General features: G+C 60.0%; 25 protein-coding genes and 2 tRNA genes. 11 read left to right on the top strand and 16 right to left on the bottom strand.

Going from position 1 to position 23,797, the window contains the following annotated elements; all coding sequences use genetic code 11:
* Window positions 1-94: 94 nt before the first annotated feature.
* On the bottom strand, window positions 95-1,309 hold the full coding sequence (locus GOB83_RS06495) for a glycosyltransferase (protein ID WP_165925571.1): 1,215 nt from the start codon (window positions 1,307-1,309) through the stop codon (window positions 95-97).
* A 14-nt stretch (window positions 1,310-1,323) separates the two neighbouring features.
* Entirely contained in the window at window positions 1,324-2,319 is a 996-nt protein-coding gene (gene hpnA, locus GOB83_RS06490; protein WP_086646377.1) for a hopanoid-associated sugar epimerase, read from the bottom strand.
* 216 nt (window positions 2,320-2,535) lie between these two features.
* On the opposite strand from hpnA, the gene GOB83_RS06485 reads away from it, so the two are divergent.
* Both GOB83_RS06485 and GOB83_RS06480 read left to right on the top strand, forming a co-directional pair.
* Window positions 2,536-3,609, top strand: coding sequence for a lysylphosphatidylglycerol synthase domain-containing protein (locus GOB83_RS06485; protein WP_086646376.1), 1,074 nt, complete (start codon window positions 2,536-2,538; stop codon window positions 3,607-3,609).
* A gap of 3 nt (window positions 3,610-3,612) precedes the next feature.
* A complete protein-coding gene (locus tag GOB83_RS06480) occupies window positions 3,613-4,512 on the top strand; it encodes a prephenate dehydrogenase/arogenate dehydrogenase family protein (RefSeq protein ID WP_086646375.1) in 900 nt (299 codons plus the stop codon).
* Between the two features lie 6 nt (window positions 4,513-4,518).
* On the opposite strand, the gene GOB83_RS14920 is transcribed toward GOB83_RS06480, so the two are convergent.
* The 3 genes from GOB83_RS14920 to GOB83_RS06465 form a co-directional block, all read right to left on the bottom strand.
* A complete protein-coding gene (locus GOB83_RS14920; RefSeq protein ID WP_242005756.1) occupies window positions 4,519-5,307 on the bottom strand; it encodes a tetratricopeptide repeat protein in 789 nt (262 codons plus the stop codon).
* A gap of 3 nt (window positions 5,308-5,310) precedes the next feature.
* On the bottom strand, window positions 5,311-5,436 hold the full coding sequence (gene ykgO / locus GOB83_RS06470; protein WP_003625637.1) for a type B 50S ribosomal protein L36: 126 nt from the start codon (window positions 5,434-5,436) through the stop codon (window positions 5,311-5,313).
* A gap of 154 nt (window positions 5,437-5,590) precedes the next feature.
* Window positions 5,591-6,520 (bottom strand): hydrogen peroxide-inducible genes activator, encoded by a 930-nt coding sequence (locus GOB83_RS06465; RefSeq protein WP_086646373.1) that lies wholly within the window; start codon window positions 6,518-6,520, stop codon window positions 5,591-5,593.
* Window positions 6,521-6,686: 166 nt separating this feature from the next.
* Between GOB83_RS06465 and GOB83_RS06460 the strand changes: the two genes are divergently transcribed.
* On the top strand, window positions 6,687-7,229 hold the full coding sequence (locus GOB83_RS06460; RefSeq protein ID WP_086646412.1) for a peroxiredoxin: 543 nt from the start codon (window positions 6,687-6,689) through the stop codon (window positions 7,227-7,229).
* Between the two features lie 199 nt (window positions 7,230-7,428).
* A complete protein-coding gene (locus tag GOB83_RS06455; RefSeq protein WP_086646372.1) occupies window positions 7,429-7,956 on the top strand; it encodes a carboxymuconolactone decarboxylase family protein in 528 nt (175 codons plus the stop codon).
* 129 nt (window positions 7,957-8,085) lie between these two features.
* Here the strand turns inward: GOB83_RS06455 and GOB83_RS06450 are convergent.
* From GOB83_RS06450 to ppa, 3 genes are all read right to left on the bottom strand, one after another.
* A tRNA-Asp gene (locus tag GOB83_RS06450) sits at window positions 8,086-8,162 on the bottom strand.
* A 158-nt stretch (window positions 8,163-8,320) separates the two neighbouring features.
* Window positions 8,321-9,139: a DODA-type extradiol aromatic ring-opening family dioxygenase gene (locus GOB83_RS06445; RefSeq protein ID WP_165925570.1), complete on the bottom strand. Its 819-nt coding sequence runs from the start codon at window positions 9,137-9,139 to the stop codon at window positions 8,321-8,323.
* 191 nt (window positions 9,140-9,330) lie between these two features.
* Window positions 9,331-9,858: an inorganic diphosphatase gene (gene ppa, locus GOB83_RS06440; protein WP_165925569.1), complete on the bottom strand. Its 528-nt coding sequence runs from the start codon at window positions 9,856-9,858 to the stop codon at window positions 9,331-9,333.
* A 157-nt stretch (window positions 9,859-10,015) separates the two neighbouring features.
* Here ppa and GOB83_RS06435 point away from each other — a divergent pair.
* From GOB83_RS06435 to GOB83_RS06425, 3 genes are all read left to right on the top strand, one after another.
* Window positions 10,016-10,089 (top strand) — tRNA-Ile (locus GOB83_RS06435).
* Between the two features lie 76 nt (window positions 10,090-10,165).
* Window positions 10,166-11,845: an energy-dependent translational throttle protein EttA gene (ettA, locus tag GOB83_RS06430; protein ID WP_086646370.1), complete on the top strand. Its 1,680-nt coding sequence runs from the start codon at window positions 10,166-10,168 to the stop codon at window positions 11,843-11,845.
* Window positions 11,846-11,903: 58 nt separating this feature from the next.
* Window positions 11,904-12,401 (top strand): GNAT family N-acetyltransferase, encoded by a 498-nt coding sequence (locus GOB83_RS06425; protein ID WP_086646369.1) that lies wholly within the window; start codon window positions 11,904-11,906, stop codon window positions 12,399-12,401.
* Window positions 12,402-12,469: 68 nt separating this feature from the next.
* Here the strand turns inward: GOB83_RS06425 and GOB83_RS06420 are convergent, their stop codons facing one another.
* The 3 genes from GOB83_RS06420 to GOB83_RS06410 form a co-directional block, all read right to left on the bottom strand.
* On the bottom strand, window positions 12,470-13,093 hold the full coding sequence (locus GOB83_RS06420) for an MlaC/ttg2D family ABC transporter substrate-binding protein (protein WP_086646368.1): 624 nt from the start codon (window positions 13,091-13,093) through the stop codon (window positions 12,470-12,472).
* A 25-nt stretch (window positions 13,094-13,118) separates the two neighbouring features.
* Complete coding sequence (locus GOB83_RS06415; RefSeq protein ID WP_165925568.1) at window positions 13,119-13,967, bottom strand: MlaA family lipoprotein; 849 nt, start codon at window positions 13,965-13,967, stop codon at window positions 13,119-13,121.
* 241 nt (window positions 13,968-14,208) lie between these two features.
* Window positions 14,209-15,036 carry a TerB family tellurite resistance protein gene (locus GOB83_RS06410; RefSeq protein WP_086646366.1) on the bottom strand — a complete coding sequence of 276 codons (828 nt, stop codon included), beginning with the start codon at window positions 15,034-15,036 and terminating at the stop codon, window positions 14,209-14,211.
* Window positions 15,037-15,153: 117 nt separating this feature from the next.
* Here GOB83_RS06410 and GOB83_RS06405 point away from each other — a divergent pair, with 117 nt between their 5' ends.
* Together GOB83_RS06405 and GOB83_RS06400 are read left to right on the top strand one after the other, a co-directional pair.
* Window positions 15,154-16,083: a ketopantoate reductase family protein gene (locus tag GOB83_RS06405; RefSeq protein WP_165925567.1), complete on the top strand. Its 930-nt coding sequence runs from the start codon at window positions 15,154-15,156 to the stop codon at window positions 16,081-16,083.
* A 54-nt stretch (window positions 16,084-16,137) separates the two neighbouring features.
* A complete protein-coding gene (locus GOB83_RS06400) occupies window positions 16,138-17,010 on the top strand; it encodes a PhzF family phenazine biosynthesis protein (protein ID WP_165925566.1) in 873 nt (290 codons plus the stop codon).
* 42 nt (window positions 17,011-17,052) lie between these two features.
* On the opposite strand, the gene GOB83_RS06395 is transcribed toward GOB83_RS06400, so the two are convergent.
* The 4 genes from GOB83_RS06395 to queA all read right to left on the bottom strand — a co-directional run bounded on the left by GOB83_RS06395 (window position 17,053) and on the right by queA (window position 20,714).
* Entirely contained in the window at window positions 17,053-17,301 is a 249-nt protein-coding gene (locus GOB83_RS06395; protein ID WP_086646363.1) for a ribbon-helix-helix domain-containing protein, read from the bottom strand.
* Window positions 17,298-18,365: a tRNA epoxyqueuosine(34) reductase QueG gene (gene queG, locus GOB83_RS06390; protein ID WP_165925636.1), complete on the bottom strand. Its 1,068-nt coding sequence runs from the start codon at window positions 18,363-18,365 to the stop codon at window positions 17,298-17,300. Before queG ends, GOB83_RS06395 begins: the two co-directional genes overlap by 4 nt.
* A gap of 90 nt (window positions 18,366-18,455) precedes the next feature.
* Window positions 18,456-19,616 (bottom strand): tRNA guanosine(34) transglycosylase Tgt, encoded by a 1,161-nt coding sequence (gene tgt, locus GOB83_RS06385; protein ID WP_086646362.1) that lies wholly within the window; start codon window positions 19,614-19,616, stop codon window positions 18,456-18,458.
* Window positions 19,617-19,652: 36 nt separating this feature from the next.
* The gene (queA, locus tag GOB83_RS06380; protein ID WP_165925565.1) at window positions 19,653-20,714 is read right to left on the bottom strand and encodes a tRNA preQ1(34) S-adenosylmethionine ribosyltransferase-isomerase QueA; all 1,062 of its coding nucleotides are present in this window, start codon (window positions 20,712-20,714) and stop codon (window positions 19,653-19,655) included.
* A 169-nt stretch (window positions 20,715-20,883) separates the two neighbouring features.
* Between queA and GOB83_RS06375 the strand changes: the two genes are divergently transcribed.
* On the top strand, window positions 20,884-21,096 hold the full coding sequence (locus tag GOB83_RS06375) for a hypothetical protein (RefSeq protein ID WP_086646360.1): 213 nt from the start codon (window positions 20,884-20,886) through the stop codon (window positions 21,094-21,096).
* Between the two features lie 15 nt (window positions 21,097-21,111).
* Window positions 21,112-21,606, top strand: a complete 495-nt coding sequence (locus tag GOB83_RS06370) for a kinase inhibitor (protein ID WP_165925564.1) — start codon at window positions 21,112-21,114, stop codon at window positions 21,604-21,606.
* 41 nt (window positions 21,607-21,647) lie between these two features.
* Here the strand turns inward: GOB83_RS06370 and GOB83_RS06365 are convergent, their stop codons facing one another.
* Window positions 21,648-23,795, bottom strand: a complete 2,148-nt coding sequence (locus tag GOB83_RS06365; RefSeq protein WP_165925563.1) for a hypothetical protein — start codon at window positions 23,793-23,795, stop codon at window positions 21,648-21,650.
* Between the last annotated feature and the right edge of the window lie 2 nt (window positions 23,796-23,797).

The raw sequence follows: 23,797 nt of genomic DNA, 5'->3' as shown, positions 1-23,797 counted from the left end.
AAAAAAAGGGACCCCAAGGGCAGCTTGGTGTTTACATGAGCCCGCCTGCCATGCCTATCCCTTAATGCCGGAGGGCAGGTAACGGCAAAAAAACCTACCGCCCGGGTATCTGTATTTTCTGCTCTGCGTCCGGGGGGCTGGCCCGCCCATTGTGGGGAATGGCCTCGGTATAGGCCCGGTTCTTCCACACCACACCGCGCCCGCGGTGGTGGTTAAGGGCGGAGCCAAGGGTGGCTGCGGTATAAAAGGCGGCAATCAGGGGCAAGCCTAGCGCCCAGAGGGGTGAAAGCCGAAAACGCCTGAGCGTAGGCAAAAAGGACAGGGTGGAGGCAAGCCACACCCCGGCACCAATCCATTGTGCAGCGCCGTGGGCGCACAGGGCCAGTGCAAGAGGTGCCATCCAGACCACAAACATGGCCACAACGGTTAGCACCAGCAGCAGGGGAGAAAAATTAAGCTGCACGTAGGCCGTGCGCGTGATCATGCGCCAGATATCGGCAGCGGATGGATAGGGGCGAATGGAACGGGCAAGGCAGGAGTGGCCAAGGTAGAGCCGCCCCCCGGCCTGCTTGACGCATGTGGCCAGTGTGCAGTCATCAATCAGGGCTCCTTTTAAGGCTTCAATCCCCCCGATCTGGCGGAGCATATCGCGCCGGAGCAGGATGCTGCCCCCCGCTGCCCCAGCGGTTTTATCCTTTGGGTTGTTGACCTTGGCAAAGGGGTAAAGCAGCGCAAAAAAGAAGACAAAAGCAGGTACCAACGCCCGTTCGGCCAGTGTGATGCACTGAAGTTCCACCATTTCGGAAACCATGTGCAGCCGGTCGGCCTGTGCCTTGGCAACAAGGGTGGAAATATGGGCGGGGTCGTGAATAATGTCGGCATCGGTCAGGAACAGGTAGCCACTGCCATGTGGGGTCTGTCGCTCTGCCTCGTGTACACCCTGTGCTACGGCCCATAATTTGCCGCTCCAGCCTGCCTCGGGGTTTGCACCGTCCAGCACACTCAGCCGGTTGTGGGTATCGGGCAGGGCTCTGGCCAAAGCCCCTGTACCATCAGTGCTGCGGTCGTTGACTAAAATGACCGAGAGCGCGCCGGGGTAGTCCTGTTGCAGAAGGGAGCCAAGTGCCGCCTCAATAGACTTCGCCTCATCACGGGCGGGTACAACCACGGTAACATCGGGGGCAATATCCGCCGGTGCGTCTGCCATGCTGGCGGGCTGGAGTATGGGACCAGCCTGCCAGAAGTGTCCGTGGCAGAAAATAAGACCCATCCAGATTAAGGCGCATAGAATAGCCAGAGCCAGAATCATGATGGACCGCCCCCTTATTTCAGCATGCCGTTATTGCGGAACCATGTAATGGCGTCTTCCACCGCCATGCGGGCGGGGCGCGGGGCATAACCCAGCTCGCTCATGGCTTTTGCGGAGGAGAAGAACATTTTCTTGCGGGACATGGCGAGCATCTCCCGCGTGACACGGGGCGAGAAGCCAAAAGCGCGGGACAGCCATTCGGATACAATAGCCACCGGCCAGATAACCTCCTGCGGCAGGCTGATCTTGGGCGGGGGTACATGCGCGATTTCAGACACCATGGCAAACAGGTCGCGCAGCAGATAGTTCTCGCCACCCAGAATGTATTTTTCGCCAATTCTGCCCCGTTCAAGGGCCAGTGCATGGCCTTCTGCCACGTCATCCACATGCACGATGTTAACGCCCGTATCCACGTAAGCGGGCATGCGGCCTGCCGCGCAGTCCAGAATCATCTGGCCTGTGGGGGTGGGTTTGATGTCGCGCGGGCCAACGGGGGTGGAGGGGTTTACAATAACTGCGGGCAGATTCTGCTCGCGCACAAGGCGCAGCACTTCCTGCTCGGCACGGTATTTGGAACGTTTGTAAATGCCAATAACGGCATGTTCTTCTACCGGTGTGTTTTCGTCCGCAATGGTGCCATCACCAATCAGGCCAAGGGCCGCCACGGAGGAACAGTACACAATGCGTTCAACCCCTGCCTGCTGGGCTGCCAGCATAAGCAGGCGGGTGCCTTCCACGTTGGCGGTCATCATGGGGGCGGGGTCGGGTACCCACAGGCGGTAGTCGGCCGCGACATGAAAAACATACCGGCAACCTTTGACTGCACGCGCAAATGTGTCCGGCTGTGACAGGTCGCCTTCCACCAGCTCGGCCGGAATGTCGGCAATGTTGCTACGGTCGCTTCCTTCTCGCACCATAAGGCGCAGGGAATGGCCGCGTTCCAGCAGTGTGCGAGCCACGGCGGAACCGACAAAACCAGTTGCGCCGGTTACGAGCGTATGAGCAGTCATGAAGGATGCGCTCCCGGTAGAGGGCTGAAAGAAAAACAGGTGTTGGGCATTAAGCCCGAACGGCTGGTCTGTTTCTTTATCCTGACACCCGAGGTGGCGCCAGACCCCGTGGTAGTGTAAGGGGGCGGAACATTCACACATGCGCCCGGTTGGGCTTCGGGCGTGCCCATGGGCGTGACGGAGCCGCGAGCGTAACAGGCGGACAGAGCTGAGGCCTTGAAGAAGCTTACGGTTTTTCTCACTTTTCTTGGACTCGTGGTCGTTACGGCAGCAATGGCGTGGAGCGGTTTCGATTCTGTTTTACGTGCTGTTATGCGTATTGGTCTTGGCGGCTTTCTGCTTATGGTATGCTGCCAGCTGGCCGTGGATGGCCTGCTGGGCATGGCCTGGCATGCTGCTTTTCCTGAAATTGGGTACATGCGCCTGCTGCTGGCCCGCATGGTGCGTGATGCGGCTGCAACCTGCCTGCCGTTTTCGCAGGTTGGGGGCATTGTTATTGGTATTCGCGCGACCTGCTCGGGCCATGGCGTGCACCGCGCCACCGACCGGGAAGTAGAACTGCCCGAAGCCGCCTGCGCCAACCTTGTAGATATTACAACCGAGGTCATGGGGCAGGTGGCATTTGTGCTGCTGGCCGTGGCCTGCCTTGTTGCGCACCAGCGTTCCAGCCCGTTTGTGGTGCCGGTGGTCGGGGGGACCCTGTTCCTGATCGCGGGAACCGCAGGTTTTATCTGGACCCAGACGCATGGTGGCAACCTGTTCCGCAAGTTCGGGGGGATGTTTACCCGCAGTCTGGCCTCCCAGTGGCGGGATAGCATTCTGGCGGGTGCGGATAACCTGCAGGAACGTATGGAAGCCGCCTGGAGCCGCCCGTGGCATATCTGCCGTTCTGCCAGCTACCATCTGCTCGGCTGGCTGGGTGGTGCTGGCATGCTGTGGCTGACAGCGCGCTTTTTGGGTGCGCAGCTGACGTTCCCCGGCGCTGTGGCGGTGGAAGGCGTAACCTGTGCCATTATGTCTGTCGGGTTTTTGGTCCCCGGTAGTCTGGGCGTGCAGGAGGGGGCTTATATGGCGCTTGGCCATGCGTTTGGCATAGACCCGTCCCTGTCCCTTGGTATTTCCCTGCTCCGTCGTGGGCGGGAAATTACCATTGGTATTCCCGTTCTGCTGTTGTGGCAGTTTATGGAAATGCGCGGCCTGCGCCAGAATGCACCCCAGCAGCCTGCAGCTCCGGCACAGGGCGAAAATATTGGGTATTCTGCCCCTTCCAACACAATCAAGGATAGCTGAGCCGTGGCGGAAGAGCATCTTCAGGTCGTGTTTGACACGCTTGTTGTGGTTGGGCCGGGGCTTATCGGTTCGTCCGTGCTGCGGCGTGCCAAAGTCCATGGTCATCTGGCCCGCAGACTGATCGCGGTGGACAACAGTGCGGATGTCTGCGCACGGGTCATGGAGTTGGGGCTGGCGGATGAGGCAACAACAGACGTAGTCGCTGCTGCCGCACAGGCGGATTGTGTTATGCTGTGCGTGCCGGTCGGGGCCATGGGGCCCGTTGCCGCGCAGGTTATTCCCGCCATGAAGCCGGGCGCAGTGCTGACCGATGTGGGGTCCACCAAGGTTTCGGTCACCGAGGCCATTCTACCCAGCCTGCGGGCCGATGTGCCCTATGTGCCTGCACACCCCATGGCTGGTACGGAGTTCTCCGGCCCGGATGCGGGGCTGGCGGACCTGTTTGAAAATCGCTGGTGCCTGCTAACTCCGCTGGAAGCCACAACGCCAGAAGCCCTGCAACAGATCCGTGAATTATGGACCCGCTGTGGTGCCCGCCTGCGGGAAATGACCCCCGCTCACCATGACCGTGTATGCGCCATTGTGAGCCACCTGCCGCATCTGCTGGCCTTTACCATCTGCGGCACGGCTGATGATCTGGCGGAAGAAACCCGCTCGGAAGTGCTGGACTTGGCGGCTTCGGGCTTCAGGGATTTTACCCGGATTGCGGCATCCGACCCCATTATGTGGCGCGATATTTTTCTGGCTAACCGTGAGGCCCTGCTGGAAATGCTGGGGCGCTTTATGGAAGATGCTCAGGCCATGGCCCGCGCGATCCGCTGGGGAGATGCGGATTATATTGTGAACAAGATCGAGCGTGGCCGCGAGATCCGCAAAAGCCTGATTGAAAACCGGCAGGCCTGAGCCTGCTCAGGTTGGCTGGCCAAACGCCTTGATGCGCAGGGAATCGGAGCGTTTGTGGCTCCTGTCCAGCATGGGGTTGAGAGCAGTGGCCTTTTGCCATGCTTTAAGTGCGGCCTGACCATCGTTCAGGTGTTCTTCCACACTGGCCAGCAGGCTCCAGCTCTGGGCGTCCTCTGCATCACGCATCAGGGCCTCCCCCAAATCCGCCACAGCACCCTTCAGGTTGCCAGCAACAAGGCGCATCTGGGCACGGGTACGCCACAGAATGGCTTGATCGGGCTGAAGTGCCAGTGCATCCCCCATATCGTCCACGGCATCATCCGGTTTTTCGGATATCAGGTCTTTTTCCGCACGGCGGACCAGAAGTTGCGTGGTGGGGGAAAGGTGCGCTGCCCGTAAGGCCTCAAGCCTTTCTTGCAGGGTATGGGCCTCTTCGGGCGTTGGGGCTTGGGCAAGCTGCTTGACCAACAGGGCAATCTGTTTTGCAGTGCCAGTGCCAGTGCCAGTGCCAGTGCCAGTGCCAGTGCCAGTGCCAGTGCCAGTGCCAGTGCCAGTGCCAGTGCCAGTGCCAGTGCCAGTGTCAGTGTCAGTGCCAGTGCCAGTTGCTGGAGCAGGCGCTGCCAAGGGGGCAGGCTGGGTTTTGGGCGCTGTATCCGCCCATGCAGCAGGAACAGCCGTAATGCTGAGGGCTGTGGACAGGCCTAAAAACAAAAACCCGTTCCTTCGGGGACCGAGGGAACGGGCTTTATGCATGATCATCATGATAAGCTTGCCCGTAAGGGCCAGACCAACCATGAATTAGCCCTGACGGGCCTTCATGCGGGGGTTCTTTTTGTTGATGACGTAAACCCGGCCACGACGACGAACCACACGGCAGTCTTTGTCGCGCACCTTGGCTGACTTCAGGCTATTTCTGATTTTCATGGCCCGTATTCTCCGTCGATGCCGCTCAATGCATAAATAAGTTGGCTCGGCACATACCGGCCCCGTGCGCCTGAGTCAATATTCCGCGCATTTTTCTTGCGGATTTTGCCGCCTATAGTGCGTTTTATCGCATGGAGGCGGGCAGATTGGGTGCTTAAGCCGGGTCCAGTGCGAGTGTGAGCAGCGTGCTGGCCAGAGTGGAAAAATCGGCAGCACGGGGGGAACGGGGCCGCCAGGCCAGACCAATGGTGCGCCATGCGGCGCCATCTGCAAGGGGGCGGGCGGCAATTTTACGGTTTTTAAGAATACCCCCGTTAATGGCTAGCGCTGGCATGATGGCGATTCCCAAACCCAGTTCCACCATTTCTGCCATGCTGTGGAGCGACATGGCGGTAAAGGTGGGTTCGCTTTCCCCTTCCGCGCCACTGCGGCTGGGGCTTTGGCGGCAGATGGCCAGTGTCTGCTCACGCAGGCAATGCCCGTCTTCCATCATAACCATGTTGTATTCGGACAACCGCTCCACGGGCACGCTCTCCAGCGCCGCAAAAGGGTGGTTGGAGGGCATGATCACATAAAAGGGGTCCTGCCACAGGGGGTGGGTTTCCGTGCCATCACACAGGCAGGGCATGGCCAGCACCAGCATGTCCAGCTGCCCAAGGGAGAGCTTTTCCAGCAGGTGTTCTGTGGTGTCTTCTGTCAGGGACAAAAGCAGGCGGGGGAAGTGCTCGCGCAGGATATGCACCGTGCGGGGGATAAGGAACGGGCCAATGGTGGGAATAACCCCGAGTCGCAATGGACCAGTCAAAGGAGTACGGGCTGCGGCGGCCAGTTGGGGCACGGCCTCCAGCGCGGCCAGTGCCTGCCGGGCTTTGAGTGCGATCTCGTGCCCCAGAGGGGTAAAAACCACTTTTTTGCCCACGGTGCGGTCCAGCAACGGGGTATCCAGCTGGCGCTCCAGTGTCATAATCCCGGCAGACAGGGTGGACTGGGTTACGGCACAGGCTGCCGCGGCCCGGCCAAAGTGGCGCAGTTCGGAAAGGGCGATCAGGTAGCGGAGCTGCTGTGCGGAGGGGAGTGGAAGCATGGCCAAGTCCTACCTGAAAACCCGAGAATGGTTAATCGATACTTTCAATTGTTCTTATATAAAATATTCATTGGATTAAATGAAAAAGGCGGGCCATACATACCTGCACCGCCTGACCCAGCCTAAAGCATGGTCAGGCACTGTGCCAGAAACAAGGAGCAAACATATGCTGACCGTTGGCGATAAGTTTCCCAGCTTTGATCTGACCTCCGTTCCGGGTGGGCCGGAAGGCCTGAAGGGCGAATTCGTTCAGATTTCCGACAAATCCGATGCCGGTAAGTGGAAAGTGGTGTTCTTCTGGCCGAAGGACTTCACCTTTGTCTGCCCGACCGAAATCGTGGCTTTTGGCAAGATGTCCAAGGACTTCGCAGACCGTGATGCGGTTGTGTATGGCGTGTCCATCGACAGCGAGTTCGTGCACCTCAACTGGCGTCTGCACCACGCTGACCTGAAGGATCTGCCGATCCCGATGCTGGCCGACATCAAGCGCGAGCTGACCGAAGGCACGGGCGTGATGGCAAAGGACGCTGGCGTTGCCCTGCGTGCGACCTTCATTGTCGACCCGCACGGTGTGATCCGTCATGTGTCCGTCAACGACCTGTCTGTTGGTCGTAACCCGCAGGAAATCCTGCGTATCCTTGACGGCCTGCAGAGCGATGAGCTGTGCCCGTGCAACTGGAAAAAGGGCGAAGACTTTATCAAAGTCTGAGTCTGACGCACTGCCCGGTTCGCGTTTGCGGGCCGGGGGTGGTTGCGGTGGCATACCTGCGTATTCTGCCGCAACCACCACTCATCTTTCAGGGCTGTTTAGCCCGCTCCCAGCCAGTTTCTGGCTGTGCCTTGTGCTCCAGGTTCCATGTATTGGTCTGGCACAGATTTTTCCAAAATAAATCATAACGGAAAAAGCCATGTCTATAGATGCACTCAAAGACCGTATTCCCGATTACGCCAAGGACCTGCGCCTGAATCTGGGGTCTCTGGCAAGCGATATTACCCTGACCCCGCAGCAGCTTGGCGGCACGTTCATCGCCTCCGCCCTCGCTGCGCGCAATGATGATGTGACGCGTGCAATTGTGGCCCAGTTCCGCGATACGCTGTCCGAGCAGGCATTGGCTGCTGCGCAGTCTGCCAACGCCATTATGGGTATGAACAATATCTACTACCGCTTTGTGCATATGGCGGGTGGTGAATACGCCAAAATGCCAGCACAGCTGCGCATGAGCGTGATTGGCAACCCCGGTGTGGATAAAGCGGATTTTGAGCTGTGGTGTCTGGCCGTTTCCATCATCAACGGGTGCGACCTGTGTGTGACCAGCCACGAAAAAATCGTGCGTGATGCACTTGGCGCTGCTGCGGTGCAGACTGCGGCACGTATTGCCGCAACAGTGCATGCGGTAGCCGTAACATTGCAGGGTGCAGATGCTTTGCAGCAGTAAGCATTACCCAGCGTAGGGGCAGTGTATAAAAAACCGGTCGTTCTGGCGGCCGGTTAGAGGGGGAGTTTGTGGGGAGCGCACAAGGGCGCTCGGCGCCACTTTCTGATACGATTGACTTGTAAAGGAAAGTGGCGCGAGTGACGGGGCTCGAACCCGCGACCTCCGGCGTGACAGGCCGGCGCTCTAACCAACTGAGCTACACCCGCATTTTCCAACGCTCACCAGTTGTGTGCGTCGGTATGTGGGGCTTTATAACGATGTTTTTTTCTTTGGCAACAGGCATTTCATAAAAAAATGCAAAGAAGTGCATTTTTGCGCAGGCGGTCTTGTACGGTCGTATAAAATTGGCCGCACAGGAGCCGCTTCAACCAAAACGGTAGCCCGAGAGCGCCTTGCCCAGCACTGTATCGCTGTAAATCTGCTGGCCGTAATCCTGCCCGGCGGCACCGGCGGCCACCATCAGCGGGAGCAGATGCTCCTCGCGGGGGTGGCACAGGCGTGCACCGGGGGCCTGTGCCCAGTGGGTCAACTGCGCGGTGCGCTCTGGCGGCGGCGCACAGACGCTACGCGTCAGCCACGCATCAAATGCCTTTGCAGGCGCGTCGGTTGCGGGGGAACCGCTCATGAAGTGGGGCAGGTTATGGTAGCTCAGACCCGTGCCCATGATCAGCACGTTGTCTGCCCGCAGGGGGGCCAGTGCTGCGCCAATGGCCAGATGCTCGGCCGGGTCCAGCGCCTTTTGTAACGAGAACTCCACAACGGGAATATCGGCCTGGGGAAAAGCCAGCATGAACGGGATGAACACACCGTGGTCAAACCCCCGTTCGGCATTCTCGGCACTGGCAAATCCTGCCGGCTCCAGCAGGGTCCGCATGTGGGCTGCCAGTGCGGGGCTGCCGGGGGCGGGGTACTGCAGCGTGTAGGTGTGGGGGGGAAAGCCGTAATAATCGTAGATCAGGCCCGGTTTTGCACCGGACATGAGCGTGGGAACCTGCTCCTCCCAATGGCCGGAAACCACCACAATGGCATCTGGTTTTTGTGGGAGCGTGGCGCTTAGCCCACGCAAAAAGGCGGCCATGTGGTCCCATGTCTGTGGCCAGTCCATAAAAAAGCACGGACCACCCCCATGGGGGATGAACAGGGTTGGCTGTTTGGGGTGCTTTGCGGCAGCAGGGGTGGGCATGAACATCACCATGACAGAATGAAAGGGTCGGAGGTGTTGTTCAGAGCATGGCGCAAAACTGGTGGGCTGATAATCCGCGCGATACGGAATATATTTCACACTCAGGGTGTGATGCCGGGTGTGCAGGTGCGCTGCAACAGACACGGCGCACTATACGGCCATGCCTGTTGCAGGTCAGGAGAAAGCGCGCCTTATTTGGCTTTTGCAGCTTCCAGAGCCTTGAGAATAAAGTTTCCGGCTTCTTCCTTCGTGCCCCAGCCAGTCACTTTAACCCACTTGCCTTTTTCAAGGTCCTTGTAGCGGGTGAAAAAGTGCTCAATGGCCTTGATCGTGATTTCGGGCAGGTCGTCCGTGGTTTCAACTTTGGAGAACTCGGGGTGCACCTTGTCGTGCGGGACGCAGATGATTTTTTCGTCCTGCCCGGATTCGTCTTCCATCTTCAGCACGCCAATGGGGCGGGCCCGGATCACGCTGCCCGGCACCACGTTTGTGGGGGTCAGGACCAGAGCATCCGTGGGGTCACCATCGGCTGCGAGCGTGTTGGGGAGAAAGCCGTAAGCCGTGGGGTAGGCCATGGGCGTGAACAGGAAGCGGTCCACGAACAGAGCGCCGCTTTCCTTGTCAATTTCGTATTTGACAGAGGAACCCTGCGGGATTTCAATAACAACGTTAATGTCGAACGGCACGTCCTTGCCGGGAGAAAGTTTGGAAACGTCCATGAACACTGCTCCAACCGATAAACAAAGGGAATGCAGCAGACCCTATCCGCCCACCTGCGGCTTGCCAAGAGCCGGATTTTAAACGGGCGATATATGGATTTTCCTGCCCCAGACCCTTGCCAAATGGCTCTGGTTGCGTAATCAGATACTCGCCTGCGCGCCCGTAGCTCAATTGGTTAGAGCGGGCCGCTCATAACGGCTTGGTTGCGGGTTCAAGTCCTGCCGGGCGCAGGCTGTCCCAGCCGGCAGCGCAACCTGTAGCCGCTTCATTTTTTCAGTTTATTCCGCATAACGGGAGTTCATCATCATGGCATCCTATCAATACGTCTATGTGATGAAGGATCTCACAAAATCCTATCCCGGTGGGCGCGAAGTGTTCAAGGGCATCACCCTGTCCTTCATGCCGGGTGCCAAAATTGGTATTCTGGGTGTTAACGGCGCTGGTAAGTCCACCCTGCTCAAGATCATGGCGGGGATTGATAAGGAATACGGCGGCGAGGCCTGGGCGGCTGAAGGCGTGCGCGTTGGCTATCTGGAACAGGAGCCCCAGCTCGACCCCAAACTGACCGTGGGCGAAAACGTTGCTCTGGGCTTTGGCGACCTGAAAAAGGCAGTTGATCGTTTTAACGAGATTTCTGCCCGTTTTGCCGAGCCCATGGAAGACGACGAAATGAACGCCCTGCTGGCCGAACAGGCCGAATTGCAGGAAAAAATTGACGCAGGCGACGGCTGGGAGCTGGACCGCAAGCTGGAAATCGCGCTGGACGCCCTGCGCTGCCCGCCTGCTGACAGCTCGGTAGAAAAACTCTCCGGGGGGGAATGCCGCCGCGTGGCCTTGTGCCGCCTGCTGCTGGAAAAACCCGACCTGCTGCTGCTTGACGAACCAACCAACCACTTGGACGCAGAAAGCGTTGCATGGCTGGAAACAACCCTGCGGGATTACGCCGGCACGGTTATGGTCATCACCCATGACCGTTACTTCCTGGATAACGTGACCAACTGGATTTTGGAAATCGAGCGTGGTCGCGGTATTCCGTTTGAAGGCAATTACTCCTCCTGGCTGGAACAGAAGCGCAAGCGCCTGTCGCAGGAAGAAAAGGAAGAAAGCTCCCGCCAGCGTGCCCTTGCCGCCGAGCAGGAGTGGATTAACGCCAGCCCCAAGGCTCGCCAGAGCAAAAGCAAGGCCCGTATTGCCAAGTATGAGGAAATGCTGGCCGCCAGTGCGGAAAAAGTGGGTGGTGTGGCCGATATTGTCATTCCTCCCGGCCCCCGTCTTGGCGGCACGGTTATCGAGGCCGACAACCTGACCAAAGGGTTTGGTGACCGGCTGTTGATTGATAACCTCAACTTCAAACTGCCACCGGGCGGTATTGTGGGGGTTATCGGGCCAAACGGTGCTGGTAAGTCCACCTTGTTCAAAATGATTATCGGGCAGGACAAGCCAGATTCAGGCGAGCTGAAAATCGGGGAAACCGTAAAGCTCGGCTACGTTGACCAGTCGCGTGATGATCTGTCCCCCGATAAAACCGTGTGGGAAGAAATTTCAGGCGGGACGGATGTCATCTATCTGGGCAAGCGGGCCGTACCGTCGCGCGCCTATGTGGGGGCCTTCAACTTCAAAGGGTCCGACCAGCAGAAAAAAGTTGGTGTCCTTTCGGGTGGTGAGCGTAACCGCGTGCATCTGGCCAAGATGCTCCGGCAGGAAAGCAACGTGATCCTGCTTGACGAACCGACCAACGATCTGGACGTGGATACCCTGCGTGCGCTTGAAGATGCACTGGCCGAGTTTGCCGGTTGCGCCGTGGTTATCTCCCATGACCGCTGGTTCCTTGACCGTCTGGCCACCCATATTCTGGCGTTTGAAGGTGATTCCCACGTTGAGTGGTTTGAAGGTAACTTTCAGGCTTATGAAGAAGACAAGCGCCGCCGCCTTGGCCCGGATGCGACCGAGCCAGGCCGCATCCATTACAAACCGCTTGCCCGTTAACGGCATGCCTGTGCGAAGGCTCCCCTGCGGAGCCTTCCTCTGTTACGGGGGCTGAGCGGTGGATTTACGCTCAGTCCGTACACCTCGCCTTCTTCTTCAGCCCGTGACATGGCGGGATATGGAAGATATGGCGCGCCTGAAGGCCGATGGCGGCGCTTTTGGTCAGATGCTAGGGGGTGTTTGCACCCGCCAGCAGGCCGAGCGTGAGATGGCGGATGACATTGCTTTTTGGGCCTGTCACCGTGTTGGTATTTTTACCATTCATGAAAATAACCAGTTTGTCGGCATGACCGGCATTCACGACCGGCCAGATGGTCGCGGGTTCGGGTTACGTTTTGCTCTGTTTGCCAGCGCAAGGGGGCGTGGCATTGCGCGTGAGGCTGCCAACGCAGCCCTTAACTTTGCGCATGATGCCGGTTTGCACCGGGTTATTGCCGTAGCATCGGAAAGCAATGTGGCATCGCGCACCATTCTGGGCAGTATCGGGATGCATGTCTGCGAGACTTTCACCAGAAATGGGCAGACCATGATGGTGTATGAAAGCAAGCGGGCATAAAAAAGGCACCCTCATGGGTGCCTTTCTGCCAGACTGGCGGTTGCCCCGCCAGACCGGGCTTTAGCGGTTTAGTTGGTGGACTGGTTGTGGCGGTCCAGCTGCTTCTGCAGGGCGGAAAGCAGTGTCGCGACACTCCCACCATTCCGGGCAATAAAGGAGGAGTAGTCATTGCGCTGGGTCAGGCGCAGGCTGGCCCCTTCACCAATAACGTCTACAACCTGTGGCTGCCCGTTGTCGTAACCGACAACCCACTGCATGGAAGCCGGGGGCTGTTGCGGACGCATCAGAATGGCGTTGACGGAATCTTCATTACCGGACTTGCTGACATCACCAATGGTAAAGCTGACACCACGGTACTCGCCCAGCTTGTCGGTAATGGCATTGACCAGCACTTCATGGAAAAGGGCCAGATAATGCTGCCGCTGCTCAGGGGTGGCAATTTTCCAGTAACGGCCAAGGCAGTAGCGGCCAATACCATCAATATCCACATTCTTCTGAACCAGAGGAAGAACCTTGGTCTTTTTTTCAGACAGGGGAACAGGGCTGTTAACAATGGCAACAAGCTGCGTGCCAAAGCTCTGAATGAACTGCTTGGCGTTATCCGCTGCGCGGGCAGGCAGGGCAAACAGTCCGCTGGCGCATGTCAGGGCCAGAGTGGCAAGAACAATACGGCGACCAGAAAGGAGTTTCATGTTTGCGCTACCTTCTTGTTGTTAGTTATTGATACCAGTCTGGCACGGTGGCGCGGCGGTCATTCTTGATGGCCTCGGCCTGTGCCTTCCGCTGCTGCTGGTAAGCGCTGCGAATGGTGGCATATGGGTCCAGAGCATCACGCTGGAGAGCATCCAGATCTTCCAGATGCTCGGAGCGGCCATGCACAACACCCATCATGTTATAGGCCCAGTTGAAACTGACAAGCCCATAACCGCGTGGCACGTAATCCCACGGGGAAAGACCCTGATCAATGCCGTAACCAATCCCGTCACGGAAGGAGGACGGCCCCATGGGCAGGAACAGATAAGGCCCGGAGGAAATGCCCCAGTTGGCCATGGTCAGGCCTGCATCGTTGTCATGGTGGGGGAAGCCCGCCATTTTTGCAACGTCAATCAGCCCGCCAACACCCACGGTCATGTTAATGCACCAGCGCACGAACGAATCCCCCGCACGGCGTGGCTTGCCGGCCCCGACGTCGTTAAAAAAGACGGAGGGCTCGTTCATGGTCGTGATCATGTTGCCAAGCGAGTTACGTACGGGGCGGGGTACGGCCCACACATAGGCTTTGGCAACCGGGCGCAGGGCCCATGTATCGAACTTCATGGTCAGGTTGAACATTTTGCGGTTCAACGGTTCATACGGGTCGTTTGCGGCTTTGTATTCGGCCAGGGCATCCGGGTCCGTGGGAACGGGGGCTTTAATGGAGCTACACCCCGTTGCGCCAAACAGCACCAGACCAAGGCAGAGTGTTCCCAGACGGAAACGGCGATGTACCGAGGAACCTTCCCGCGCCTGATCGTGCTGATCCTGTGCGCGAGGGCGGAGCCATGAGCCGTTCCGTCCTGAAATCATTGCCACCTTTACCTTTGCCTTGTGACGTCCGCATGGCCTGCCGGGCAGACCTGTTTATTGCTGCCTTCTCTACCATGAGAAACGCAGGGTGCAATGGCAGGGCTTCTCTGCGTAGAGGGCAGGGGACAAAAATAGCCCTTTGCAAGTTACCTTTTTGCCGGGAAGAACAGATTTTTGCAATCTCTGTTGCCATAAAGTCGCACATCCTGCTCGGGATGTGATGGCCACAGGGAATCCGGCGTTACAGTCCGCGCTCGCGTTTGATTATGTCCCATGCGGCGTTGATTCTGGATATACGGACCGAGGCAACCTGCACCTCTTCGGGGCTGGCATTGCGGGCGGCCATGACATCCGGATGGTACTGCCGGACAAGTTTTTTCCAGTGTGCTCGCAGTTCCTCGTTGGAGAGGGAGGCACTCACCCCCATAACGGTATAGGCGTCATCTTCCCCCATGGCCGCACGGGCCCGGCCCTGTTCGGCCCGCTCCCATGCCCCGCGCCCAAGCCCGAACAGGGCATGCACACGTTTGAGAAAACGCAGCTCTTCGGGGGCAAGAGGTTCGTCCGCTGCCAGATCGGCACGGGCAATGGCAAACAGGATTCCCATTAGGTCTTCGAGCGGGGGTTTGTCAGTGCTGTAGGCCTGCCCGAGTTCACGGGCAAAGGCTTCATAGTCGTCTGTTCTCTGGCGGGCCATGTCAAACAGGCGACCGATGTCGCGCATGTTCTCGTCCGGCACCCGGAAGCGGGTCTTGAAGGCGTTGATCTCCCGCCGGTTAACCGGGGCATCGCACTTGGCCAGTTTGGCGCACAGAATAACGCAGGTCAGCCCGTAAAGCTGGTCTTTTTTGCCCAGTGTGGCAGCCAGTTTGGCAGCGACAAAGGCTGCCGCTCCGTTGGGGTCTGGGCGCGCGCGGGCGGCCCATCGGTCGCTCCAGCCAACAGCGGGTGGTTGCAGCAATGTGCCGCTGTCTGCGGCATGGCCCAAAGCCGTGCCCAACGCCGCACCTAGTGGACCGCCAACGGCAAAGCCGGTTACGCCACCAAATATTTTGCCCCATATCGCCATAGGGGTCTTTTATCATGTTCTGGAGCGGAACCCTAGCCTGTGCCGGGTGAGTGCCAGAGCTTGGCTGCAATGTGCCACTATCGCATTTGCTGCAAACGGTACCAGAAAGGACAAGGCATGCACACAAACACACCCCCTGAGCAGGTTCCTGCGCCGCCTGCTGTTGCCCTGATTGGCGCAGGGGCGGTCGGGCTTGTTGTGGCCGCAGCCTTTGCCCGCGCTGGGTGGGAGGTATGGGTCTGTGGTGCGCGCAGCCCGTTTGGCCGCCTTTATGTGCAGGAGGCCGGGCAGGGGGTGGAATACCCGGTCCGGCATGCCCGCAGCCCGGCCGAACTTGGCCCGTGCACAGTGGCTGTGGTGGCGGTCAAGGCGCATCAGACGGGGGATGTGGCGGAGTGGATTGCGGCATTCAACCGGCCAGATGCGCGTATTCTGGCCGTGCAGAATGGTCTGGAGCACCGTGAGCGGATTGCCGCCTATGCGCCTGTGGCCGTGGCATTGCCTGCCATTGCCTATTTTAACGCCGAGCGGTCTGCCCCGGGGTGTTCGGTCCTGCGCCGAATCGGCCAGGCGGACCTGTGCCTTCCCGCAGAGGCACCTGTGCAGGATGTGGCAGCGGCTTTGCAGGCAGGCGGGCTGCGGGTTGTGCTTGCCGCGGATATGCTGAGCATGGTCTGGATCAAGCTGCTCACCAACAGTGCGGCCAACCCGCTGACTGCCCTGTGCGGCAGGCGCACGGGGGTTATGCGTGAGCCCGCCTGTGCGGCCAATGCCCGGCAGATCATGGCTGAAGTGGTGCAGGTCGGGCAGGCCGAAGGGGCCGCCCTTACAGCACAACATGTGGAGGACGCTCTGGCGTGGCTGCAGAGCGTGCCGCCAGAGAGTGCCACATCCATGTTGCAGGATCGGCAGGCAGGCCGCCCTCTGGAGTACGATGCCATAACCGGGGCCATTGTGCGCGCAGCAGACCGGCATGGTCTGGATGTGCCGCTTAATCGCTTTGTTCTGGGCCTGCTATCGGCCATAAAGCCCATGCAGCCCTCATAAGCATAGCCCCTGCCAGCAGAGCATTGCCAACACCGAATTCAGGCGAGAACTCGCATGCAACGTACTTACAAAGTTGTGGATGTTTTTACAAAAGTGCCGTTTGCGGGCAATCCGGTTGCCGTTGTGCTGGACGCGCAGGGGCTGGATACACAGGCCATGCAGGCCATTGCTAGTTGGACAAACCTCTCGGAAACCACGTTTCTGCTCCCCGCTCAAAGCGATAAGGCAGATTACCAGCTGCGTATTTTTACCCCCCGGAACGAGCTGCCGTTTGCAGGCCACCCCACACTGGGCAGTGCGCACGCTGCGCTGGAGGCAGGGCGCGCCGTGCCAAGGCAGGGGCAACTGGTGCAGGAATGCGGGGTTGGCCTTGTGACGCTGCACGTTAATGGCAGCGGGGAGGATCGCTCCCTGTCTTTTGCTTTGCCGCCCTCCCGGCACGTTACGCTGGATGCAGCCGATAGAGCGGAACTGGAAGCTATTCTGGGCGTGCCCGTGGACCATACGGCCCCACCGATGATGGTGGATGTCGGCCCGGTCTGGATTGTAGCGTGCGTGAGCAGTGTGGAGCAGCTTCTGGCACTTCGGCCGGATTTTGGGCGCTCGCAGGTTTTTGAGCAGCGCCTTGGCGCAATCGGGATCAGTGTTTTTGCAGCTCATGACCCTGACGGGGTGGATATTGAGGTGCGCTCCTTTGCTCCATCGCAGGGTGTGAACGAGGACCCGGTCTGTGGTAGCGGCAATGGCAGCGTGGCTGTGTTCCGCCATGTGCGGGGTATTCTGCCGTCTGGGCAGGGGGGGTATCTGGCCACGCAGGGGGGCTGTGTTGGGCGCGCGGGCCGTATTTTTGTGCGCGTTGGCGCAGATGGTGCGGTGGACGTGGGCGGGCAGTGCGTGACCACCGTGGAGGGCCGTCTGGCTGGCTAGCCGCGCAGGGGGCTCCGTGCCTGTGTGCGGGTAGTGCGTGGGTTAGAGCGGTTCTTTTAAGCTCTGGCTCTGTATGTGCTGTTGCAGCCATTCCACAGCATGGACCCGCAGGGCGGAAGCAAGAGACTGGTCGGGCACACGGGTTGCATCCACCTGTGTTACCAGTTGGACCAGCGTGACATTCTGGTGGGCAATCATGCGTTCTAGCACGGCCCAGAAGGCGGGCTCCAGCGCTACACTTGTGTCATGTCCGGCCAGTATCAGGCTGCGTTTGCGCAAATGTCTGCTCATGCCGTGGGGCTTTCAAGCTGAGTCATGGCCCAGTCTGCGGCGTCACGCACAACCGGGTCGGGGTCTGTGGTCAGGGCGCGGGCATGGGGTAACAGGTGTGCCCTGCCGGAATTACCCATGGCAACCAGCACATTACGGATAAAGCGGTTGCGCCCGATCCGCTTGATGGGTGAGCCTGAAAACAGGGCTCTGAACGCCGCATCGTCAAGTTGGCTCAGGGTGGCAAGGTCCGGGGCTATCAGGTCTGCTCTGGGCTGGAGTTTGATATTACTGGCCATTTTGGCAAACCTGTTCCACGGGCACACGGCCAGGCAGTCATCACATCCGTAAATATGGGTGCCCATCAGGGGGCGTAGGGGCAAGGGTATGGGGCCTGCGTGCTCTATGGTCAGGTAGGAAATGCACCGCCGTGCATCCATCTGGTAAGGGGCGGGAAAAGCCTGTGTGGGGCAGGCGTTCAGGCAGCGGGTGCAACTGCCGCATCCCCCGCCGGAAGGGGGGGAGGCAGGCAGGTCGAGCGTTGTGTAGATTTCGCCCAGAAACAGCCAGCTCCCGTGCTGGCGGGAGACAAGATTGGTATGCTTGCCCTGCCACCCCAGCCCGGCTTGGTGCGCCAGAGGTTTTTCGGCCACGGGGGCGGTATCCACAAAGACCTTGACCTCCGGAGCGGCCGGATGGGCCAGCCTGCCCTCGCGCACAACAAACTGGGCCAGATGTTTGAGCATCCCCTTGAGCACATCGTGGTAATCCCGGTGGCGGGCATAGACGGAAATATTGCCACAGTCGGGGTTTTGCAGGGTGGCCAGCGCATCGCCCTCCGGGGCGTAGGACAGGCCAAGGGCAATAACCGTGCGGGCTTCGGGCCACAGGGCCGTGGGCTGGCTGCGCTGCTCCGTACGGTCGGCCAGCCAGCCCATTTCACCGTGGTATCCGTTTGCCAGAAAATCCTGCAGGCGCACACGTGCCTCCGGCCCCAGTGTGGCCGGGCAGAAGCCAATGGCGTCAAACCCCAGTTCCAGCGCCTTGTCCCGGATGCGCGCACTCAGGCGGCTGCCCGGATGCATGGTGCTGGCCGGGGGAGCTGGAGCGGAAGGTGTGGCCTCTGTCATGCGTAAAGGGCTGGTTCGGAGAGTACGGTCAGGGGGATGCGTGCTTTAGGGAATGGGCGGAATGTGGGGTTGTGGCATTTCATCTTCCGTCCAGTCCTGTGCTGCCCATTCGCTGCGCATGCGCGCGGCTGTGGCCTCCAGATTTTTGTCCATGATCGCCTGACGGATCTGGCGCATGAGCCGCTGGTAGTAGGCAATATTATGCCATGTCAGCAGCATGGGGCCTAAAATTTCGTTCGCGCGGAACAGGTGGTGCAGATAGGCGCGGCTGTGGCGCGTACAGGCCAGACAGTCACAATGGGGGGAAATGGGGCGGGCATCCGTGGCGTGGCGGGCGTTGCGCAGGTTGAGTGTGCCCCGCTCGGTGTAAGCACGCGCGGTGCGGCCTGCGCGGGTGGGCATAACGCAGTCAAACATGTCCACCCCGCGCTGCACGCTGCCCAGCAGGTCGTCTGGCGTGCCAACCCCCATAAGGTAGCGTGGCTTGTCCTGCGGCATAAGCGGGGTTGTGGTGTCCAGCGTTGCAAACATGAGCTCCTGCCCCTCGCCTACGGCAAGGCCGCCAATGGCGTAGCCTTCAAACCCGATATCGGTCAGGGCTTTTACGCTTTCAGCGCGCAGGTCGGTTTCCGTGCCGCCTTGCACAATGCCAAACTGGCCATAACCCGTGCGCTGCACATAGGCCTCGCGCGAGCGGGCAGCCCAGCGCATGGACAGGCGCATGGATGCGGCAATGGCCTCGGGTGGGGCTGGCAGGGCCGGGCATTCATCAAAACACATGGTGATGGTGGCATCCAGATCATGCTGGATGCCGGTCGAACTTTCTGGTGTCAGCCGGTGTTCGGACCCATCAATATGCGAGCGGAAGGTGACGCCATCCTGGTCCAGCCGCCGCAGTGCTCCGAGCGACATGACCTGAAAGCCCCCCGAATCGGTCAGGATCGGGCCGGACCAGTCCATAAAGCGGTGCAGCCCCCCAAGTGCCCGCACCCGTGCCGCGCCGGGGCGGAGCATAAGGTGGTAGGTATTGCCCAGCACAATGCCCGCACCGGTGGAGCGCACGGCATCCATGGTCATGGCCTTGACCGTGCCCACCGTGCCTACGGGCATAAAGGTGGGGGTAGCCACGGGGCCGTGGGCTGTATGCAGCATGCCTGCGCGGGCTGCGCCATCGGTGCTTTCACACGTCCAGTGGAAACGGCTCATCGGGTGGTCCTTGCTGGGTGGAACGGAGGTAGGGGGTTAGCGGGCATGGATGCTGCTTGCGCATTCAAGCAGGCAGGCATCGCCGTAGGAATAAAAACGGTAGCCGGTGTTCAGCGCATGGGCATAAACCGCCTTTGCACGCTCCTGCCCCGCAAAGGCACAGACCAGCATGAACAGGGTGGAGCGTGGCAGGTGGAAGTTGGTCATCAGCACATCCACCGCCCGGAAGCGGTAGCCGGGACGGATGAAAATGGATGTCTCCCCTGCAAAGGGGTGCACAATACCGTGCTCGTCAGCCGCACTTTCCAAAAGACGCAGGGTTGTGGTGCCAATGGCAATAATGCGCCCCCCCGCAGCCCGTGTTGCGTTAATGCGCTCGGCAGTCTGGGGGGTGATGACCCCGTGTTCGGAATGCATGTGGTGGTGGGCAATATCATCCGCGCGCACGGGCAGGAATGTGCCTGCCCCTACGTGCAGGGTTAAGGTGCAGCGCTCGGCCCCTGTGGCGTCCACTGCGTCCAGCAGGTCTGGCGTAAAGTGCAGCCCGGCAGTGGGTGCCGCCACAGCCCCTTTGTAACGCTCAAAAATGGTGGCGTAGTCCTTGCTGTCCTGCGCCGTGGGGCCATTGGGGCGGTGGATGTAGGGCGGGAGTGCCAGCGCCCCCGCAGTTTGCAAAAACGTGTCAAACGCATCGCCCTCGCATGAAAAGCGCAGGTTGGCGCCCCCGCCGGGCTCCAGAGCCACGACCCGCGCTGTCTGGTCCGAGTGGGCGAAGGTAAGCGTATCCCCCACCCTGAGCCTGCGGGCGTTGCGCACCAGAACATGCCATGTGCCATCGGGGCGGATCTGGTCGAGGGTAATGCCAATTCTGGCCTCCCCCCGCAGGGCATGCAGCTGTGCCCGGATAACCGCGGTATTGTTGGCCACCAGCAGGTCGCCCCTGCGCAGCAGGGTGGGCAGGTCGCGCACATGGCGGTCAACCAGCGTGTGCGGGGCTGTTGCATCCAGCAGGCGTGCGGATTCACGCGGGCGGGCAGGCTCCTGCGCGATCAGGGATTCGGGGAGGTGGAAGTCAAAATCTTCGGTGCGGTTGCTCATGGTGTGCCGGGTTTACGCAATAGGGTAGCGCAATGCCAGAGGGAAAGGGAGGGCAGCCTCCATCAGGCAAGGGCTTGCGCTGATGGCTGCACAGGGCCAGATTCTACCCTACGCCGCCAGAACATTCCCAGTCTGGCGCACAGTTTATGATTTAAGGAGAGGTTCCAGCATGTCCTATGCTCTGCTTGATGCCGCCCGTGTGGCCAAGGCTTCCGGTGTTTCACTTGGTGTTCTTAAAACCAGTGCTGAAACATCCGAAACCCATGTCCGCAAGGTGGTCATGATTGAACGGATTGAAGCACTGGCCAGTGCAGCCGCCGACTCCGGCGAACGCGTGACCCTGACATCCGAAGAGTTCTGGCTGATCAGCAAGAACTGGTAGGGAGGAGCTTCCGGCATGGCATTTGTTCTGACAAGTCCGGCTTTTGCCAATGGGGATGTTCTGCCTCAGGCTCAGGTCTATAATGGTATGGGCCAGAGCGGGCAGAACCTCTCCCCCGCCTTGCAGTGGCATGGCGCGCCGCAGGGGACCAAAAGCTTTGTGGTTACGGTCTATGACCCCGATGCCCCCACAGGTTCTGGCTGGTGGCACTGGGTTGTGGTGAATGTGCCTCCAACCGTAACATCCCTGCCTCAGGGAGCGGGGTCGGGCAAAGCTGGCCTGCCCGACGGGGCTTTGCAGGTCCGCACGGACTTTGGCGTACCCGGTTATGGCGGGGCTGCACCGCCAGCAGGGCGGGTGCACCGGTACGTGTTTACGGTTTATGCGCTGGATGTGCCCACGCTGGACGTAACAGCAGATGCAAGCCCTGCTCTGGTCGGGTTTATGGTGCACCACCATCAGTTGGCTTCGGCCAGCCTGACTGCCCTGTACGGTAGCAGCAAACATTAACCCCCTGTGTATGGCTGGCCCGCGTGTTGCGGGCTGGCCACTCAGGCGTTCGGCGGGGGGAGTTTTGCGGGTCTGCGGGGCGTGTGCACCGCCAGATCATGCAGGACATCCGCCTGCGAAATCAGCACTGTGCTGGTGGCAACGCTCCCAGCCGGCATGACCAGAATATCCGGCCCTTTGTTCAGGAACCGGATGGATAGCTCGTTCCATCGGGGCAGAATGAAGTGGCGCAGCATTTGTGCCAGCGCGCAGCGGTCCATGGCGGTATGGGCCCTGCTGCGGGGTGTATAAACGGTGTTCAGGTAATCATTCATGAATGCCGCAATGGCTGGCAGGCGTTCGGGTTCGCCAAAATAGGCGGTGTCCGTGCCAATGCTCCACGGTGTGCCGCTGTGCTGGCGACCATTCTGGTCGAACAGGGGCAGATCAAACCCGTAAGAGGCCGTGTTTTTGAGCGTGCGCAGCAATGTGGCCGTATTGGCGGGAAAATACCCGGCACAATCCCCCGTAAGCACCGGGCAGCGAAAGCGGGCCACAATGTCGGGCAGGATTAAGTAACGCAAGGCGGGTTCAAGGGCTGTGTCCTGCTCGGCTGCGGGGCCATGGCCAAAGCTCAGGCGCAGGCTGGTGGCGTAGAGTTCCAGCCAGTCGGCAATGGTGCGTAAAAAAGCTAGCTGCTCGGCATTGGGGTTGGCCACGCCAATGCAAAGCTGCACAGGCCCGAAGGAACGATCCTGCCGGTATGCCTGAAGCAGGGACAGGATAAGGCCGGGCAAAAGGTGGAAGTGTGCACTGTCGCACGCAAAGACCAGACACAGGGCAGGGGCTACCTCCGCCCTGCCAAACTGCCACTCCCAGCGGGAAACACCCGTGCGGTCGGGCACGGCACGGCTGGCAAGCTGGCGGCATTCCTGCGCCCCTAGCCAGGAAAAAATACCAGTATTGTCCGGCGCTGGCATGGCTCCTTCTTGCAAGGCCAGACGGCGGGCAATGGCATAGTGGGCGTCGGCCTCGGCCATAAGCCCGGCTAGCCAGCTTGTGTGGCCCATGGCGGTTTCTGTCCACCAGCTCAGGCCGTTCAGGCGGGCTTCTGTTTCCAGCAGGCGCAGGTCTTTGGTGGTGTTGAGCCGCTGGTAGGCGTTTTCGAATAGCATGGCGTAGATCTGGCGGATGTCCGGGCCATTGCTGGCGGCCAGCCGCATGGGCACCAGCAGGGTATCAAATCGCTCGTCAAAACCGGGCAGGTCGTGCTCGTACAGCATGTCGGGGATCAGGAGCAGCGCATCCTCACCTTGCCGCAGGCGGGTCAGGAGTGCGGGGAGTGAGTCCGAAAAATCATGTCTGGGGTAGCGCTCACGCAGGGCAAGGGCCAGCAGGTTTGCCGCGCGGTCATGGTCGTGCAGGCGCAGGGCTATAAGGGCCTGCAACCACACCAGATCGGCTATCTGGGCAAAAGACTGCGCATAGGCGGCAAATTGCGCGGCCAGTTCCCCCTGCCCGAACTGACAGCAGAGCTGGGCCAGACCAATACACGGAGCAATGGCCGAAGGGGTAATGCTGAGTTTAAGCACCTGTTCGCGCACGTCATCCACCGTGGCCCATGGGCTGAGTGCGTGGCGGAAGGCCCCGATCTCCAGCAGCTCGGTCACGTTTTCGATCAGGTTTTCCAGAGCGCGGGACGGGCATACCCGGAGTGTGACCCGCCGGGGGGCCGCATGGGTCCACAGGGTGAGTGTGTCGGCCCGGATTTCGGCCTGTAGCTGCTCCACAGGCCATGTGTGCGGGCCAAGCCGCAGTTCATGGCCGGTGCAGGTAGGTTGCCCCACAAAGGTCTGGCCATCATGCCAGGTGCTGCGCAGCAGGGTGCGGAGCAGGTCAGCACTTTCGGGGGGGATGAGCAGAAAATGCTCCCACGTGGCGCACAGGGGAACAACATCAAACTGGGTAGGACTGCGGCTGGAAAGATACGCATTGCCAGCCCTGAGTGCGACCAGAGGGCGCGTGTGGGCCGCCGTACCCAGTGGCTGGGCGCGAGCAAAGGCTCCGCCGGGGGTAAGTGTGTTGTGCTGCATGTCCAGCGCAACAGGGGCGGTTGTGCGGCTTGTGCCCATTGTGGGGCAGAGCGGGTGCAGGCGCTGGCCGGTAAAGCCAACCAGAGCGCCATGAAAGGAGAGAAGATAAAACGCCATGC

Source organism: Acetobacter fabarum, assembly GCF_011516925.1.
In the GTDB taxonomy this organism is placed as follows: domain Bacteria; phylum Pseudomonadota; class Alphaproteobacteria; order Acetobacterales; family Acetobacteraceae; genus Acetobacter; species Acetobacter fabarum.
The sequence above is the reverse complement of the archived record's forward strand: the minus strand, read 5'-3'. Positions and strand labels throughout refer to the sequence as shown.